Raw genomic sequence first — 16,415 nt, 5'->3', positions numbered from 1 at the left:
TTTAGATTTTGTTATAAAGCGCAAGTTGTTCAGGAGTTAGAGCATCTTGTACTGCTTTTTGAGCTGCCGCTTTGAACGCTTCAAGATCTGGCTGCACAAACTCCATCCCACGAGCTTCTAGAGTAGAACGCAATTGTGCTTCATCTGCAGCAAACATGCTGTGTTCATAGCTTTGCATTTGCTTACCAGCGTCCAGAACGATGTCTCGCAAATCGGCAGGCATACTGTTTAGCTTGTCTTGGCCAATCACCACATAAATCCAGCTACGAACGTGACCTGTTAAGTTCACATATTTCTGAACTTCGTAGAAACTCGCACTATTGATCAAACTTAGTGGGTTCTCTTGCCCATCAATCGTATTCTGCTGCAAGGCAGTAAATACTTCGCTAAATGCCATAGGGATTGGTTTAGCCCCTAGTGCTTGCCAGGTTTTTACAAACAGAGGCACGTTAGGCACTCGCAACTTCAAACCATCCAAATCACTCGGAGATTGAATTTTACGGTTGGAGGTTAAATGACGAGGTCCACGCTCGAACCACGCAATAGGTTTAAGTCCTGTACGCTCAGAAATCTGCTCACTAATTTCTTTACCAACTTCGCCATCAACGGCTTTTGTCAGCTGTTCAGAGCTGGTAAAAGCATAAGGAACTGCCATCAATGCCGCTTTTGGTGCCCAGTTTTGTAGCGATTCACCCGTTATGGTCATATCCGCTGTACCAAGCTGAATGCTATTAATAACATCCATTTCTTTGCCTAACTGCTCATTAGGATAAAGCTTAACGTCAATACGGCCATTCGATTTTGTTTCTGCGACTTCTTTAAATTTCAAAGCAGCTTTGTGCCAAATATTGTCTTCGTTGGCTGGATAGCCAAATTTCAACGTAACATCAGCAGCTTGAGCTAGCCCAGCCAACAAGATAGATGACATGACGGCGACTTTTAACATTGGTTTAATCATGGTGAACTCCGTTTTTATTATTAGATTTATACTCTAGGGTTATAAATTACTTACTCATCTCAACAAGCACTTTACGAGTAAGTTCAGGGTGGTTTTCCATTAGCTGAATACCATCGCCAATGTCGTTTAAAGCAATCCGATGACTAATTAATGCCAAAGGATCCAAACGACCTGATGCAATCATTTCAAGCACTTGAGGAAAACGACGATTATTGAGGCGCGAACCTACAATCGTCAGTTCTTTCTTAATAACTTCAATTTGCGCTAAATCACTTGGTGTTGTACTGAAACCCAACAAGCCAATACGTCCAGCAGGGCAGGCGATACGTAGAATTTCAGGCAAAAGAGCAGGAATGCATGCCGCGTCAGCAATCAAAGGTACACCTTCGCCATTTGTCCATTCTCGGATACAGTCTTCAACTTTGTGCTCTCGGCTATTAATGACATCCGTTGCACCAAGAGATTTAGCCGTTTCTAAGCGTTCATCAACGATATCGGTGACAATGATGCGTTCAATACCCATGGCTTTCGCCACTTGCACTATGGTCAAACCGATCACGCCAGCACCGTAAACCAGCAAGGTATCACCTGGAATTGGCTCCATTCGAGACAACACATTAGTAGCAATGGAATAAGGTTCGACTAATGCGGCTTGCTCAAGCGTGACATTGTCAGGAAGCACTAGTACGTTGCTGGCAGGCGCACTGGTGAACTCACCAAAGCCACCATTTCGATGGACGCCAAACACTTGTAATTTCGCACAAACGTTAAATCGACCAGCACGGCAGGCATAACATTCACCGCAGCTAATAACAGGATCAACACACACTTTATCGCCAATTTTTACGTGGGTGACGCCTTCGCCAACTGCGGCGACAACACCCGAAAATTCATGGCCAGTAATTCGAGGAAACTGAACAAAAGGGTTTTGTCCGTGAATAATATGCAGATCGGACCCACAAATTCCGGCAAAGGCAGTTTTAATCAATACTTCGCCAGCCTCAGCGACAGGCTGTTTGGTATCAATCAAGGCATAGTCATTTACATTCGCTACTTGAAACGCTTTCATAATTTTCTACCAATTCCACAAGGTGCCATCTTCTAGGCGGTTAACCGGAAGATAAGCAGGTTTATAGGGATATTTCGCGGCAAGCTCTTCATCAATATCCACGCCATGACCAGGTACGTCACCAGGAGTGAAGAAACCATCTTTGAACTCATAAGCATGAGGGAAAACTAGATCAGTTTCCTTGGTGTGAGGCATGTGTTCTTGAATGCCAAAGTTAGGCACCCAAGTATCAAAATGCAGTGCAGCCCCCATGCAAATAGGGGAAAGGTCCGTCGCACCATGGAAGCCAGTTTTGACATGATAGATAGAGGCAAAGTCAGCGATACGGCGTACATTAGTGATGCCGCCTGCATGAGTGATTGTTGCACGGATGTAATCTATTAGCTGATTTTGAATCAACTCTTGGCAATCAGACAAACTATTGAATACTTCGCCAATCGCGAGAGGTGTCGTCGTATGTTTACGAATTAGTTCATAGGAAGACTGGTTTTCAACAGGCGTACAATCTTCTAACCAGAATAAGTGAAACTTCTCGACTTCTTTGCCTAAACGCGCTGCTTGGATTGGCGTGAGGCGATGGTGTACATCATGCAAGATATGCAAATCTTCACCAAACTCTTTGCGAACAGCGGCAAATAGTTCAGGTACATGATTAAGGTATTTTTCCGTAGACCAAACATGTTCGGCAGGTAAGGCAGAATCAGCTGGCTCATAAGGTTTGCCGGCTTCTTTAGAAACGCCGTAGGTGGTAGGTATGCCTGGTATACCACATTGTACTCGAACGGCTTTATAACCAAGTTCAACATGCTTACGAACTTCTTCAAGGCAAGATTCAATATCTAACCCTGTTGCATGTCCATAGACCATGACTTTTTCACGGCTTTTACCGCCAAGTAATTGGTACAGAGGCATTCCCGCTAATTTGGCTTTTATATCCCACAAAGCAACATCGACAGCGGCGATGGCTGTCATGCCAACAGGACCACGACGCCAATACGCACCACGGTACAAATACTGCCAAATATCTTCTATTCGCTGAGGGTCTTTACCTATTAGGGTAGGGATGACATGGTCTTCAAGGTAGGCAACAACAGATTGTTCACGACCATTAAGTGTTGCATCACCAATGCCATAAACACCTTCGTCGGTTTCTATTTTCAGTGTGACTAGATTGCGGCCAGGGCAAGTCACTATTACTTTTGCTGATCGAATTTTCATGAATAAAGGTACCTAATTATTTTTTTGGCATACCAAATTTCTATAAGTGAGACAAAATTAGCTGAATAAGCAGATTAAAACAAGTATTAAGCCAATATTGGCATACCAATATCATTTATTCTTCGCCTAATCTGATTAAAATATCGACTTCTTACACGAGTTACGTAAAAATGGCATACCAGATTATTGGCAATACAGAATTACTAAGAACCCACTATGGCAGAACGACTCTACAGAGAAATTGGCGAAAGCATTAAACAAGAGATTGCAAAATCGAACATTAAAGTTGGCGATAAACTGCCAACGGAACGCGTCTACGCGGAACTCTTTGGTGTCAGCAGAACATTGGTTAGAGAAGCCTTTATCATGCTAGAAATCGAGGAGTTGATCGAAGTTCGAAAAGGCTCTGGCAGCTATTTAAAAAATAACCTTTCTTTGAAGGCAAATAATAAAGTGTCGGATGTGGGTCCATTTGAGCTATTACAAGCACGCCAAGAGATAGAAAGCTCAATAGCGGCGTGTGCAGCATCCGTCATTACCAAGCAGGATCTGCAAAAGCTGCAAGATATTCTAGATATCGAGAGTGCGGAATTAGAAATAGTCGAAAAAGCCAATAACGCAGACAGAGACTTTCATCTATCTATTGCACAAGCGACTCAAAATACAGTGTTGCTTGATACTGCGACACGCTTATGGGATATGCGCGATGGCAATCCGATGTGGAAAAAGCTCCATGCACGTATACAAGACACGTCTTACCATGACCAATGGTTAGAGGATCACAAAAAGGTGCTTGTTCAGCTACGTAAACGAAATGCAGAAGGAGCAAGACAAGCGATGTGGCAACATTTAGAAAACGTTAAACAAACCTTGTTTAAGCTCTCAGACACAGACGCACCGGATTTTGATGGTTACCTTTTTGCCCAACCAAACAGTTAGCACGAATACATTAATAAGGTGCAGAAATTAGCTCTTCTACCGTCTGATGTAGCACTTTCAGGAATAATTCGCGGGGTTTATTAGGCTGAGTGGTTTTCTTGCAAATCACGGCGACACCTAAGGTGTAAGAACGGTTTTCTGGCGCTACAGCAACGATTTGTCCGGACTCAACATATGACTCAGCATAGCGTTCAGGTAAGAAACCTATGTATCGGCCCGATAGGATCAAGGCTAAGCGGCTGTCATAGAAATACGAGATCGCAGTGAGGTTCATCTGGGAAATCTGTTCGCTAACCGCTTCATGTGGTTTTAATCCCGCGTGAGTAGCAGGGTATTTGTCCACTTTTTCGTCTTGGTCTTCAACGGACATAGTGGCTAATGGATGATCCTTCCCACAATACAAGTAACAATCGTCGCTGTATAAATGTACGTAACTTAAACCATCCAGTTTACGATGATAGGGAATAAAACCTATGTCGGCTTCATCATTTAAAATCATGCGTTCAATGTTAGACATAGAAGACACGTTCGTCGTGATCGATACTTCTGGGGCTTCAGTCGAAAATCGCTGGATCATTTCAGGGAAATGACTACGAGGATCAAGACTCACTTTATCGGAAAGGGCAAGACGCAGTTTGCCGGTTAAGCTGGCATTTAGGTTGTTTACTGTGGTTCGAAAGGCATCTAATGATTCGAGTAGATTCTCGGTCATTTTATAGATGATAACGCCTTCTTCTGTGAGAGAAAATCCACCACGGCCACGTTTACACAAGACAAGGTTCAAACGCGCTTCTAGATTGGAGATGTGCAGGCTGATAGTCGATCGACCAATATTAAGAGAGGTTTCCGCAGCCGAAAAACCACCGCAATCTACGACAGTTTTAAAGACTTTTAGCTGTTTTATTTCATAATCACCGACTTGCCCCAGTGAGTAATTTTTAACACTCATCGCCTCTCCCCATGTGTATTAACCTGTTCGTCACAATTTAGTTCGTTGATTCTCTAACTTTACATTGATTTAAGCTACTTTCATCCCTCTTTCTGCTTCTTTAAGGTAAGAGACGTCGGCTACCGCAGCAAAATGTCTTCATGATGACGTTTTATGTATTCAGGATGATTCGTATCCGCTTGGTTATACCCTGAAGTGAAGCGTTAAATACTGACCTTTCATTTCATTCTTCCAGCACGTTATTTTGGCCTGTTTGTCTCACTTGATAAACAGGCTTTTTTTGTCATTTTGATTGCTTCCCTTCTTTTCAGAAAGGGTCTAGAGGAGGTTAATATGTTGATCGCGTTATCCGTTCGTCAAAAACTAATTGCGATTGTTGTTTTGGTCTGTGTTGGGTACGCGGGGTTTGGCGCTTATTCCATTTATAACTTGTCGCAAATGTCGAATGCGTCCGACGATTCCACCGAGCTGAGCAGGCTAACCAGTGAAGTCAAAGACGTTGAAATTGCTTTACTAAAATTTGAACGAGAAATGGCAACGCTTTCACCTGACAATGTTGATGCTATCAGCCAAACATTAGTAAGAATAAAAAACGAGACCGCTGCAGGATTTAGCATCAGAGCGGATTTACTCGATGCCGAAGGCAAGACGCTATTAGAGAATAGCCAAGCCTTACAGCCTCATTATTTATCGGCACTTGAAAGTCACCTGCAAAATTTAATCACCCTCGGGTTAAGCGGTGAAACTGGCGCGCTGGGTCGATTAAACCAATCGGCGCAAGCCTTAGCTGAACAACTCAAATCATTGGCAAGCTTTGCCGCAAGCTTTAAAGAAGTGAGAGCGAGAGAAAAAGACTTTCTCGCTTACAGCGATGCTGAACACCAAGCCGCCTTACAGGCAGCTATTAAGGCACTTAGAAATAATGTTGATAACATAGGGTTTGGCGATGTATTTGGTCCGATGATCCAAACTTATGAAGATGCATTGGCGCCAGTTATTGCCTTGTCTATTACCTTAAAAGAACAGCAAAGCGAACTTGCATCATTAAGTAATCAATATACCCACGCCATGGATGAGAGCGCTAATTACCTACAAAACACCTTATTAGCTCAGGCGCAAATACGTTCATCAGAAACCGCCAAGCAAGCGCGCAGTTCTTTGGTCATTGCTTGTGTCTTACTTGCACTTGTTATCGGTCTTATTTTGTCGACGGTGATTCGCTCTTTAAATCGCAATCTAAAAGCCGTTTTAGCGATATTAAAAGAAGTGGCGCAAGGCAAACTTCGTTCACGTCAGCAAACGCTCAATTCAAGCAACCCAGATGAGTTCCAGCAGCTTTTCATTGCCTCAAACCAAATGTCCGATAGCCTGCGCTTATTGATTAGTCATTTAATAAACAGCAACGAGAAGCTGGTGCTCACGGCCGATGAACTGGACAGCGGCATTCAAACCATTGTCAGCGGCAGCGAGCGCATTCGTGATAGAAGTAACACACTGGCCGCCTCTACAGAAGAAATATCCGCCACCGCAGATACGGTGAAATCCATGACACAAAACGTTCAAAGCGCCGCAAAACTGGCTTATGCATCCGCAACAAGTGGCGTGGATGCGATGCGTGATGCCATGACCAGCATTAGCGATGTGGCAGACACCATTCAAGATACCAACGAACGAGTCGCTCGTCTTGGTACATTGTCTAAAGAAATAGATGTGGTTATCGAACTCATCGTCGGTGTCGCAGAGCAGACTAGTCTATTGGCTCTCAACGCCGCGATAGAAGCGGCTCGTGCCGGGGAAGCAGGGCGAGGTTTTGCTGTGGTGGCAGACGAAGTCAAAACGCTGTCCGAGCAAACAGTCAAAGCTTCGGGCAGCATCACTGAAAAAGTCGAAAATATTCAGAAGGAAACTCAATCAGTAATTGATGCCATGACGCTGAGCCTAAATAAAGTCGATCGCAGTAAAGAGCAGGGTGAAAACGCGGTAAAAACCATTCATCTAGTCGAGCAAAATACCCTAGAAGCAATGAACAATACCCAAGAAATTGCCCAAGCCATTAAAGAGGTCGCATTGACGACAGCACAAATGGCACAAGACATGGACATCATTGCCCATGACATTAAAGACAACCACAGTGCCACTCAATCTATTCAGATGGCAAATAAAAATGTTCACCACCAAACCAAAGAATTAGCCAACCAAATCCAAGGTTTTGACGTGGCTTAACAGTCAAAACCCTTGAAAAGGGCTTTCACGAAAAATCATGAAGCCCTAATTTGGTGCAGCAATAAATTACAGACAAAAGACTCGACCGCATATTTAAAAAAGCAAAAAAAATGCACGTTTTCAACATCATAGATCAATAATATTCACACTATTGGTGCATTCAACTAATCTATTTTTTGCACCAAAAAGGGTTGCCAAGCCTCTTTATTGTGCGCCAAATTGCAGTTAGTTATATGATTTATAACAGATTTTGTCTTTTTGGATTGTTTGATGCCGACAAAACTTTAGATAGATTTTGTGAGCTTTATTGCTCTTAGGCTTTTTGAAAGTATCGAGTACAAGGTGTCACAACCACAAAGGCGTGACTTTTTTATGCACTTTTGCTCTCGAGGTAGCTCAATGATTAAGGCGATACTAAAAGTAAAAAAACGATTGGTTGTAAGTTCTCTAGCGGTAGCTCTTGGATTAGGCGCTGTCGCTTCTTCTGCTAATGCTGCAGATTACAACTGGCGCTTCGCTAACCTATACAGCCGAGGCTCTGCATTCGGTGCTGTATATGAAGATTTAGCAAAAAACATTGAGACTATGTCTGACGGCCGCATCAAGGTACAAGTTTTATATGATGGTGAAGGTGTAGGTTCTTCTGGCATTTTTGGTGCCGTAAAAACAGGCCTAATCACCATGGGCGCGACTTTCCAATCTTTGAACGCAGGTGAGCTTCCAGCTGGTTTGGTTGAAATCGGTCTACCTGGTGGAACCAGTGATGTAGGTGAACTAACTACCTTGTTCCAAGAAAAAGGCTGGGCGCCAATCCTTAAAAAAGCCTACGGCGAGCAAGGTCTAGTTTGGCTTGACCCTTACATTCAGCCAGCGGTTTACGTTATTACTAAGAAGCCAATCAATTCGATTGCTGACTTCCAAGGTTTGAAAATCCGTGCGCCTGGCGCATACGGTAAGTTCCTACGTAACCTAGGCGCTTCTCCTGTTTCTCTAGCTTGGTCTGAGATCTACACAAGTCTTTCAACTGGCGTAATCGACGGTTCTATCGGTTCTAACATGATTGATCACCGCGATGGTAACCACGTAGAAGTAGCAAAATATATGTACCCTCTTCCTCTAGCTGGCGCACAAGTGTTACCTATTATCGTTAACCAAAGCGCTTGGAACAAGCTTCCAGCGGACTTAAAGGCCATTGTTAAAGCGGCGACAACCGTTCACGCTCAAGAGCAAATGACCAAGTCTAAACTTTGGGAATCTCAAGCGGTTGCTGATATGGAAGCAAAAGGCCTTCAGTGGAGCCCAGAGCCAAGTGCAGAAGACAAAGCAGCTTGGAGAGCAGCAGGTGCGAAACTTTGGGATGAGTACGCAGCTGCAGACAAATACAGCAAAGAGTTGATTGACGTTCTTCGTAAAGAACAGAAATAATCTCCTGTGCAATAACTAAAACGGCCTTCTCTTCGTAGAAGGCCGTTTTAATTTCGATCCATCCTTACAGGTACAAAACAATGATAATGACTGCGATTAGGCGCTATTGTCTTGGAGTCCACGCGTTGGTGGCTTTCATTGGGAATTCCGTTTCCTATCTTATGCCAGTATTAGCATTTGTCGTTGCTTTCGAGGTTTTCTCTCGTTACATATTAGATAGTCCAACCATTTGGGCTTACGACACTTCGCTATTTATCTTTGGTTATATTGCGGCATTAGGCGGCGCTTATGCCCAACAGCAACGTGCCCACATCAATGTCGATATCCTTTACAACAAAGTCTCAGCTCGAACGAAAAGCATATTTAACCTATTTTCATTCGCTCTCGCCATGTTCTTTATGGTTATCGTCTGCAAAATGAGCATAGGTAAGTTTGAAGAAGCGCTCGAGTTTAACTACCGACGTCAAAGTGAATGGGCGCCTCATATGCATCATTACTGGTTAATGATGGCAATCGCTAGTGTTTTGCTTATTTTGCAACTTTCCAGCGACTGGATTGATTCATTACACCAAGCAATTACTGGTAAACCCTTATTACCAGAAGCACCGACCGAACAAGAGGAAACCGCACAATGATTAGTATTGAGTTATTAACGGGCATTTTATTTGCCTGTATCATAGCGTCCTTTGCCTTAGGTGCACCGGTTGGTTTAGCCCTTGGCGGTATTGCCATGGGCATAGGTTATATGACCTGGGGCGATGCCTTATTTAACGTCATTCCTACTACGCTAGAATCAACCCATTTTAGTTTTATCCTGCTTGCTATCCCTTTGTATATTTACATGGGTCAATTGCTCACCCGATCCGGTATTGGCGATGCCATGTTTAACGCCAGCCAAATGTTAATTGGTCGAGTACGTGGTTCACTCGCTATCAGCGTGATCGTGGTGTGCTCTATGATTGGTGCCATGGTTGGCATTATCGGCGCGGGCATCATGACTTCAGGCAGTATCGCTCTGCGTCCAATGTTAGAGCGCGGCTACGATAAACGTCTAGCGCTTGGCGTTATTATGGCGGGTGGCGGCTTAGGTATTTTGATTCCACCTAGTATCCCGATGATCATGTTTGCATCGTCTACGCAGAACTCAGTAGGGCGCATGTTCATCGGTGCCTTGATTCCTGCGCTTATCACTATAGTTTTGCTAATCGGTTACGTAGTGATTTCCTGTAAGTTGAACCCAAAGCGCGCGCCGATGGATGTTGTACCAGAAGTTCAACCAACGCCAAAAGAGAAGTTCCTAACAGCTCGTGATGGCTTATTGTCTCTGCTGTTAATTGTTGCCGTGCTTGGTAGCATCATCATGGGCATCGCGACACCAACAGAGTCTGGTGCGATAGGTGTTGTGGGCGCAATTGTTCTAGCGATTTTCTTTAAACGCTTCAAACCACGTATGGTACAAAAAGCGGGGATGCAAGCCGCATTACTGGTCAGTGTGGCGATGTGGATTATTGTTGGCGCGTCGGTTTTCAGTAACTTCCATTTGCTGATGGGCGTGCAAAACATGGTTGCGGGTTTCACCCAAGATTTGGGCTTACCACCGATTGTCGTCATCATGTTGTTCCAATTGATCATGCTGTTGCTAGGCTTCATTATCGATGAATTTATCATCGTCCTAATGTGTGCGCCTATCTTCACACCGATTGCCGTGTCTCTGGGTTATGATCCTATTTGGTTTGGTATCTTGATGATTCTAAACATTGAAATTGCCGTACAAACGCCACCTTATGGTTTTGCTTTGTTTTACCTAAAAGGCATCGCGCCTCCTGGCATCACCATGTTGGATATCTACAAATCCATTACGCCATTTGTATTGCTGAAACTTCTGGTTCTTGTCATCGTAATGATGTTCCCAGAATTGGTAACCTGGTTGCCTAATCAACTAATGGACTCATAATTTTCATCTAATTCGTGACTGTTGCTCATTATCATTAGAAATAAAAAAAGCCAGTGTGAATCACACTGGCTTTTTTGTTTAGAGCTTTACTATTTTAAAAATTTTGTCTGCTATTAATTAATAGCGCTTCAAGATAATCGCTGCGTTTACTCCGCCAAAACCAAAGCCATTACACAACACATAGTCGACCGCTTTTTCACGTGCAACCAATGGAATAAGATCTAAATCCGCCATGCTGTCTTCTGGAGTTTCAAGGTTTAGCGTCGGAGGCAAAATACCTGATATTAGCGCCTGCGCACTGAAAATCGTTTCTACGCCACCCGCAGCTCCCAGCAAATGACCTGTTGCGGATTTCGTCGATGAAATCGCCACCTCTGTGACTTTTTCACCAAACACACGACGCAAGGCGTTAATCTCGCCACGATCGCCAACCGGTGTCGATGTTGCATGAGCATTAACATAGCCAATTTGATCCGCAGAAATGCCAGCCATTTTAAGCGCTGTTTGCATCGCACGGGCAGCACCGTTGCCGTCTTCTGGGCCAGATGTCAGATGGTAAGCATCTGCACTGGTGCCATAACCAACGATCTCAGCCAAAGGTGTTGCACCGCGGGCTAAGGCATGTTCAAGGGTTTCAAGTACAACAAGGCCAGAACCTTCGCCCATAACAAAGCCTTCACGATCTTTATCAAAAGGACGAGACGCTTTTTCAGGAGCATCATTTCGAGTAGAAAGCGCCTTCAAGGCACCAAAACCAGCCAAAGACAATGGATCGATACAGGCTTCTGTACCGCCAGCTAGAGCCACTTTTGCTTCACCAGTACGCAATAAACGCATCGCATCGCCAATCGCCTGTACGCCTGCCGCACAAGCGGTCACAGGCGTGCCAATAGGTCCTTTGAATCCATATTTGATAGAAACGTTACCCGCCGCTAGATTGGCAAGAAACGCTGGAACCGTAAAAGGTGACACTCGACGAGCACCTTGCTCTTTTAAAACTGAATGTGCATGAGTAATGGTTGGTAAACCACCGATACCAGTGGCGATAATCGTCGCTGTTGCTTCTTGATCTTCAGCAGACGTTGGATGCCAATTAGCTTGGGTTAATGCTTCTTCTGCAGCAGCAAGGGCAAATAATGTAAACAGATCGACACGCTTACGGTCTTTAGGTGACAGATAGTCTGATTCATTCAAACCATTAGCTTGTTCTGTGTGACTTGGAACCTGTCCGGCAATATGAGTGCTAACGCCTTCAGACAAGGTTGTAGGTAATAAACGAATACCAGATTCACCACGAATCAAGCGATCCCAGACCGAAGCAACACCTAAACCAAGCGGTGACACCAAGCCCATACCAGTGATAACAATTCGTTCTTTAAGTGACATAAAAACCTCTTTAATTTCAGCAGAAATACCATACTCATGCTATAGTGAGACAAAATATGATCAAGATAATATTTAGCTAATTTTCTTAAATAAATTAAGCTTTAGTCTAGTACAAGTAGGGGCAAAAAATATGTCTTACACAGCCAAACACAAAGAGCAAACTAGACAGCGTATATTACATGCTGCTGCAAAATTATTTTGCTCTCACGGTTTTGATCGGGTCACGCTTACCCAAATCATGAAAAAAGCGAACATGACACACGGTGCGTTTTATGCGCATTTTTCTGGTAAAAGCAGTCTATATGAAGCGGCCATGCAATTTGCTAGCTCCAATGCTTTCTGGGCGAGGGACGACAAACAGACCGAAGGAAAAGAAACCCATATTAAGGCACTGGTGACTCGCTACCTTAGCTGGGGTCGAAATGACAAAGAACATCCATCGCCATTGGAATTTTTAGTTACTGACGCCGCACACAAAGAAGAAAAAGTTCGTCAAGCCTACCAAGTTTGCTTCGATAGTTTGGTCGACCGTCTGGCAGGGATTCTGAAAAAACGTGGTAGCCAAGAAGCCGAAGCTCTTGCAGAAGAGACAGTCGTGTCCTTAGTGGGAACCGTCGCCATCGCACGCTCTTTCACCCAACCGCTGCAAAGCGACTTCCTAAAGCGCGCCCAAGAACGCATCGTCAATCGGCTTAACAGCGGATTAAAAAATAGCGAACCAGTGGAAGGTTAAAAAGTTTGAAGCTTTTTTTCACGTGAAACAATTAGATAAGGAAGGGAAGAACAAGAAGAGTAAAGCTTACTCTTCTTGTTCTTCCTCGTTTTCTAGATACCAGTTCATCACATAAGGGGCGAGTTCAGCACCCGATACAAAGAAGTGACCATTGAGTAGCGTTTCTCTTTGGTTGTAACGAAAGGGTTTTCCATCCGGTGTGACGAGCATTCCGCCAGCGGCTTCGATGATGGCTTGCTGAGCGGCGGTGTCCCATTCACTGGTTGGGCCACGACGCAGATGCAAATCCGCAATCCCTTCTGCAATTCGGCAGCCTTTGATTGAACTGCCTTTTGGTAACTCTCGTACTTGCTCGTAACTTTGCTTTAACTTATTTTTCAGCGAGGCTGGAAGAGCAGGGCCGTGACTACGACTTGTCATGGCAATAATAGGTTCGCGTGGTTCACGGACGTTGATACTTTCGTATTCATCGCCTTGCCATTTAAACGCGCCAATAGGTAAGTCTTGCCAGGCTTTGGTCACACCAAAGTAACCTTCGGTTGTGGTCGGCAAATACACCACCCCAAGAATCGGTGCGCCGTTATCTACCAAGGCGATATTAATACTGAATTCGCCATTACGCTTGATAAATTCTTTGGTGCCGTCAAGCGGATCAACGATCCACAACATAGGCCATTTAGAACGCTCTTCAAACGCCACCACGCCTTCTTCAGACAAAACTGGAATATCGGGTGTAAGTGCTTGCAAACCTGCTAGAATCACTTTGTGCGCAGCGAGATCGGCAGCGGTCACTGGACTGTCGTCCAGCTTTTGCTCGATACCCAAATCGGCACGTTGATAAATATCCATGATCACATCGGCGGCATCGTGTATTATTTTTTGAAGAGCTTGGAAAATTGGGTGTCTACTAACGTCCTGCATAACAGCCTCAAATATGACAACAGAATAGGGTCAACGCATTCTTATGAGTAAACCAGAAAAGCAGTCGGCACCACAAGCCGTTCGTTTAGATAAGTGGCTTTGGGCCGCACGTTTTTTTAAAACTCGTTCACTTTGTAAAGACGCCATCGATGGCGGCAAGGTGTCTTACAACGGAAGTAAGGGCAAAGCCAGCCGCAATGTGGAAATTGGCGCCTTAATTGGTATACGAGTTGGTTGGGATGAAAAGGTCGTCGAAATCAAAGACATCAGCGGCCAACGTCGTGGCGCACCTGAAGCACAATTGCTTTATGAGGAAACGCCAGAGTCGATTGAGAAACGTGAAAAGCGCGCCCTCGAAAACAAATCTTTTGGTGGTCGAATTATGTCCGACCACAAGCCGAACAAAAAAGAGCGTCGTGATATTAAGCAGCTGAAGAAAGATATTTTTAGCGACAACTAATAATCTAGATCCAATATCACGCATTGCATCTCAAGCTAAAATTGCACCTCAAGATAATAAGTAAGCGAGAAGGTGAGCCGTCTATTCAACAACGGCAATAAAGACCTTCTCGATTCTCCACACAGCCATACAATTCCAACTCCATTAACACCTGCATCATCAATCCCGCGTCCATTTTGCTTTGGCGAATCAAGGCATCAAAATCCATCGGTTGTGCTTCTTGTTCCATAATGGCAATAACTGCCTTGGCATTATCTGAAGTAGATTCCGGTAAAGCATGAAGCTGATTCGAGGCCAAAATAGGCGTACTTTCAGTTCGCTGGTTTCTATTTTCGGATGATGGTTTTTTACTATTTTTGTTAGCAGTCGAGCTTTTAGTACTCTTCGTTACATTAGCGCTTTTCGTTACAGAAACAGAGGGCAGTTCTGAGCACTCCGCCAAGATGTCATCCACGTTACGAACCAAGGTTGCGCCTTGTCGAAGCAACTGATGACACCCCTCTGATTTCGGGTCGATCAAACGACCAGGCAAAGCAAATACTTCGCGGTTTTGTTGTATGGCATAACTCGCACTGATCAATGAACCACTTTTTATAGATGCCTCCGATACCAGCACGCCCATACTTAAACCACTGATAATTCGATTCCGCGGTGGAAACAGGTGAGGGCGAGGACTAGTTGATAGTGGGTATTCACTTATTAATGCGCCGCCTTGCTCTAGAATCTCTTCGAACATCTCACGATTATGGTGGGGGTAACGGTGAAATAAACCAGTTCCCATTACCGCAATGGTTGGTGTTGTCTTGTTATATAACGCGCCTTGATGCGCTGCTGTATCGACTCCCATCGCGCCACCACTCACTACGCAAACACCACGAGCCGATAATTGCTCGGCAAATTGAAAGGTGGCATCTCTTCCATAACGCGTACATTTTCGCGCTCCCACAATACCGATTTTCGGTAATGCCAAGGTGTCTCGGTTACCTTCTACATAAAGAAACGCCGGCGCGACAGTAATCTCTTTTAATGCCTTGGGGTAATGCTCACCATCTTGCAGTACTAAGTGGTGATCAGCTTCTGCCAACCAAGCTAATGACTCATCACGCTTGGTTTCTTGTTCTTTTGTGAGTATGCCATTGGAAAAATAATCCATTGCCTGACGCGCCGTAATCTCTGGCCACTTTAGTGCGATCAACAAATCATAGGTTATCGTCTCAGAGGAACTTGAGCCGTTCAGCTCTTCATTACTAAATAAGGAAAAGCTTTCAGCATCATCCGTTGATGCATGATGATCGAGTTGACTGAGGTAAGTATAAAGACGCGAGAGTCGAGATGGGCCAATGCCAGATAAGAAACTTAAGCATAACCAATCAGTTTTCGACAAGCCTGAGGCGTTAGAGGTAGACATGGTAGACGGCTTCCTTGCGAGTTGAACATGGGCATTCCTTGCCCGTACGTTTACTTAAAATACAAAATAAGAGTACTTAAAATACAAAACCAAAAGCGAATAGTCTTTGGCTATGGAAGCTATTCAATCATATTGGCCAAAAAACCGCCATGAGAAGACTGCTCAACGGCCAGACTTGCGTTACAATAGACGTAATGAAAAGAGTAGGAGAGAACGTCTCCGCTCATGAACAAAGACACATCGTTGGAAAAGATCATGGCTGTTTTAACTGTACTTGAATACCCAGACAAACGCTTACGCAAAATTGCGAAGCCAATTACCGAGTTCACTGACGAGCTACAAACAAAAATCGACGACATGCTTGATACCATGTATGACGAAAACGGTTTAGGCTTGGCGGCAACTCAAGTGGATTATCACCACCGTCTTGTGGTGATGGATTTTTCTGAAGAACGTAATGAGCCCATCGTTTTTATTAATCCAGAATTCGAAATATTAGACGACGAGCCAAATGAATTCCAAGAAGGTTGTTTGTCTGTTCCTGGCTTTTACGAGCACATTTATCGTGCTGCAAAAGTAAGAGTCAAAGCATTAGACCGCAACGGCAAACCATTCTCTTTGGAAGTTGATGAGCTAATGGCAGTTTGTGTTCAACATGAAGTTGATCACCTCGACGGCAAACTTATGGTCGATTATTTAACGCCTCTAAAGCGCAATCGCATTAAGAGCAAATTAGAAAAAGCCCATAAGCTAGCTCAAAAACAAGGCTAAG

General features: G+C 44.2%; 15 protein-coding genes. 8 read left to right on the top strand and 7 right to left on the bottom strand.

Translation table 11 applies throughout. The features are described 5' to 3' along the window. Position 1: 1 nt before the first annotated feature. The 3 genes from CYL31_RS00760 to manD are packed head-to-tail and all read right to left on the bottom strand — an operon-like array spanning position 2 to position 3,245. Positions 2-958, bottom strand: a complete 957-nt coding sequence (locus tag CYL31_RS00760; protein ID WP_100636202.1) for a TRAP transporter substrate-binding protein — start codon at positions 956-958, stop codon at positions 2-4. A gap of 46 nt (positions 959-1,004) precedes the next feature. After that, entirely contained in the window at positions 1,005-2,027 is a 1,023-nt protein-coding gene (locus CYL31_RS00755) for a Zn-dependent oxidoreductase (RefSeq protein WP_212917106.1), read from the bottom strand. Between the two features lie 6 nt (positions 2,028-2,033). Next, the gene (gene manD, locus CYL31_RS00750; protein WP_212917105.1) at positions 2,034-3,245 is read right to left on the bottom strand and encodes a D-mannonate dehydratase ManD; all 1,212 of its coding nucleotides are present in this window, start codon (positions 3,243-3,245) and stop codon (positions 2,034-2,036) included. A gap of 216 nt (positions 3,246-3,461) precedes the next feature. Between manD and CYL31_RS00745 the strand changes: the two genes are divergently transcribed. Continuing rightward, positions 3,462-4,184 carry an FCD domain-containing protein gene (locus CYL31_RS00745; RefSeq protein ID WP_212917104.1) on the top strand — a complete coding sequence of 241 codons (723 nt, stop codon included), beginning with the start codon at positions 3,462-3,464 and terminating at the stop codon, positions 4,182-4,184. A gap of 10 nt (positions 4,185-4,194) precedes the next feature. Here the strand turns inward: CYL31_RS00745 and CYL31_RS00740 are convergent, their stop codons facing one another. Further along, positions 4,195-5,133 carry a LysR family transcriptional regulator gene (locus CYL31_RS00740; protein WP_212917103.1) on the bottom strand — a complete coding sequence of 313 codons (939 nt, stop codon included), beginning with the start codon at positions 5,131-5,133 and terminating at the stop codon, positions 4,195-4,197. Between the two features lie 333 nt (positions 5,134-5,466). Here CYL31_RS00740 and CYL31_RS00735 point away from each other — a divergent pair, with 333 nt between their 5' ends. The 4 genes from CYL31_RS00735 (at position 5,467) to CYL31_RS00720 (ending at position 10,735) form a co-directional block, all read left to right on the top strand. Next, positions 5,467-7,356 (top strand): HAMP domain-containing methyl-accepting chemotaxis protein, encoded by a 1,890-nt coding sequence (locus CYL31_RS00735; RefSeq protein WP_212917102.1) that lies wholly within the window; start codon positions 5,467-5,469, stop codon positions 7,354-7,356. A 399-nt stretch (positions 7,357-7,755) separates the two neighbouring features. Then, a complete protein-coding gene (locus CYL31_RS00730) occupies positions 7,756-8,781 on the top strand; it encodes a TRAP transporter substrate-binding protein (protein WP_212917101.1) in 1,026 nt (341 codons plus the stop codon). A gap of 80 nt (positions 8,782-8,861) precedes the next feature. Next, the gene (locus CYL31_RS00725; RefSeq protein ID WP_212917100.1) at positions 8,862-9,416 is read left to right on the top strand and encodes a TRAP transporter small permease subunit; all 555 of its coding nucleotides are present in this window, start codon (positions 8,862-8,864) and stop codon (positions 9,414-9,416) included. Then, the gene (locus tag CYL31_RS00720) at positions 9,413-10,735 is read left to right on the top strand and encodes a TRAP transporter large permease (protein ID WP_212917099.1); all 1,323 of its coding nucleotides are present in this window, start codon (positions 9,413-9,415) and stop codon (positions 10,733-10,735) included. Before CYL31_RS00725 ends, CYL31_RS00720 begins: the two co-directional genes overlap by 4 nt. Positions 10,736-10,852: 117 nt before the next feature. Here the strand turns inward: CYL31_RS00720 and fabF are convergent, their stop codons facing one another. Further along, the gene (fabF, locus tag CYL31_RS00715) at positions 10,853-12,121 is read right to left on the bottom strand and encodes a beta-ketoacyl-ACP synthase II (protein WP_212917098.1); all 1,269 of its coding nucleotides are present in this window, start codon (positions 12,119-12,121) and stop codon (positions 10,853-10,855) included. 130 nt (positions 12,122-12,251) lie between these two features. Here fabF and CYL31_RS00710 point away from each other — a divergent pair, with 130 nt between their 5' ends. Further along, positions 12,252-12,854 carry a TetR/AcrR family transcriptional regulator gene (locus CYL31_RS00710; protein ID WP_212917097.1) on the top strand — a complete coding sequence of 201 codons (603 nt, stop codon included), beginning with the start codon at positions 12,252-12,254 and terminating at the stop codon, positions 12,852-12,854. A 66-nt stretch (positions 12,855-12,920) separates the two neighbouring features. Here CYL31_RS00710 and cysQ read toward each other — a convergent pair whose 3' ends face one another. Next, entirely contained in the window at positions 12,921-13,775 is an 855-nt protein-coding gene (gene cysQ / locus CYL31_RS00705; protein ID WP_212917096.1) for a 3'(2'),5'-bisphosphate nucleotidase CysQ, read from the bottom strand. Positions 13,776-13,818: 43 nt separating this feature from the next. Between cysQ and CYL31_RS00700 the strand changes: the two genes are divergently transcribed. After that, on the top strand, positions 13,819-14,235 hold the full coding sequence (locus tag CYL31_RS00700; RefSeq protein ID WP_212917095.1) for an RNA-binding S4 domain-containing protein: 417 nt from the start codon (positions 13,819-13,821) through the stop codon (positions 14,233-14,235). An 85-nt stretch (positions 14,236-14,320) separates the two neighbouring features. Here the strand turns inward: CYL31_RS00700 and dprA are convergent, their stop codons facing one another. Then, positions 14,321-15,643, bottom strand: coding sequence for a DNA-processing protein DprA (gene dprA, locus CYL31_RS00695; RefSeq protein ID WP_212917094.1), 1,323 nt, complete (start codon positions 15,641-15,643; stop codon positions 14,321-14,323). A 255-nt stretch (positions 15,644-15,898) separates the two neighbouring features. Here dprA and def point away from each other — a divergent pair, with 255 nt between their 5' ends. Continuing rightward, positions 15,899-16,414: a peptide deformylase gene (gene def / locus CYL31_RS00690; RefSeq protein WP_212917093.1), complete on the top strand. Its 516-nt coding sequence runs from the start codon at positions 15,899-15,901 to the stop codon at positions 16,412-16,414. The last annotated feature ends 1 nt before the right edge of the window (position 16,415 follow it).

Origin of the sequence: Marinomonas sp. A3A, assembly GCF_018336955.1 — a bacterium.
Classification (GTDB): domain Bacteria; phylum Pseudomonadota; class Gammaproteobacteria; order Pseudomonadales; family Marinomonadaceae; genus Marinomonas; species Marinomonas lutimaris.
The sequence above is the reverse complement of the archived record's forward strand: the minus strand, read 5'-3'. Positions and strand labels throughout refer to the sequence as shown.

Excerpts from the sequence above, each read along its gene's own strand:
- CYL31_RS00710 (WP_212917097.1), top strand. The coding sequence starts at position 12,252 with ATGTCTTACACAGCCAAACACAAAGAGCAAACTAGACAGCGTATATTA.
- CYL31_RS00725 (WP_212917100.1), top strand. The coding sequence starts at position 8,862 with ATGATAATGACTGCGATTAGGCGCTATTGTCTTGGAGTCCACGCGTTG.
- CYL31_RS00720 (WP_212917099.1), top strand. The coding sequence starts at position 9,413 with ATGATTAGTATTGAGTTATTAACGGGCATTTTATTTGCCTGTATCATA.
- manD (WP_212917105.1), bottom strand. The coding sequence starts at position 3,245 with ATGAAAATTCGATCAGCAAAAGTAATAGTGACTTGCCCTGGCCGCAAT.
- fabF (WP_212917098.1), bottom strand. The coding sequence starts at position 12,121 with ATGTCACTTAAAGAACGAATTGTTATCACTGGTATGGGCTTGGTGTCA.
- CYL31_RS00730 (WP_212917101.1), top strand. The coding sequence starts at position 7,756 with ATGATTAAGGCGATACTAAAAGTAAAAAAACGATTGGTTGTAAGTTCT.
- CYL31_RS00755 (WP_212917106.1), bottom strand. The coding sequence starts at position 2,027 with ATGAAAGCGTTTCAAGTAGCGAATGTAAATGACTATGCCTTGATTGAT.
- CYL31_RS00735 (WP_212917102.1), top strand. The coding sequence starts at position 5,467 with ATGTTGATCGCGTTATCCGTTCGTCAAAAACTAATTGCGATTGTTGTT.
- CYL31_RS00745 (WP_212917104.1), top strand. The coding sequence starts at position 3,462 with ATGGCAGAACGACTCTACAGAGAAATTGGCGAAAGCATTAAACAAGAG.
- CYL31_RS00700 (WP_212917095.1), top strand. The coding sequence starts at position 13,819 with ATGAGTAAACCAGAAAAGCAGTCGGCACCACAAGCCGTTCGTTTAGAT.
- dprA (WP_212917094.1), bottom strand. The coding sequence starts at position 15,643 with ATGTCTACCTCTAACGCCTCAGGCTTGTCGAAAACTGATTGGTTATGC.
- cysQ (WP_212917096.1), bottom strand. The coding sequence starts at position 13,775 with ATGCAGGACGTTAGTAGACACCCAATTTTCCAAGCTCTTCAAAAAATA.
- CYL31_RS00740 (WP_212917103.1), bottom strand. The coding sequence starts at position 5,133 with ATGAGTGTTAAAAATTACTCACTGGGGCAAGTCGGTGATTATGAAATA.
- CYL31_RS00760 (WP_100636202.1), bottom strand. The coding sequence starts at position 958 with ATGATTAAACCAATGTTAAAAGTCGCCGTCATGTCATCTATCTTGTTG.
- def (WP_212917093.1), top strand. The coding sequence starts at position 15,899 with ATGGCTGTTTTAACTGTACTTGAATACCCAGACAAACGCTTACGCAAA.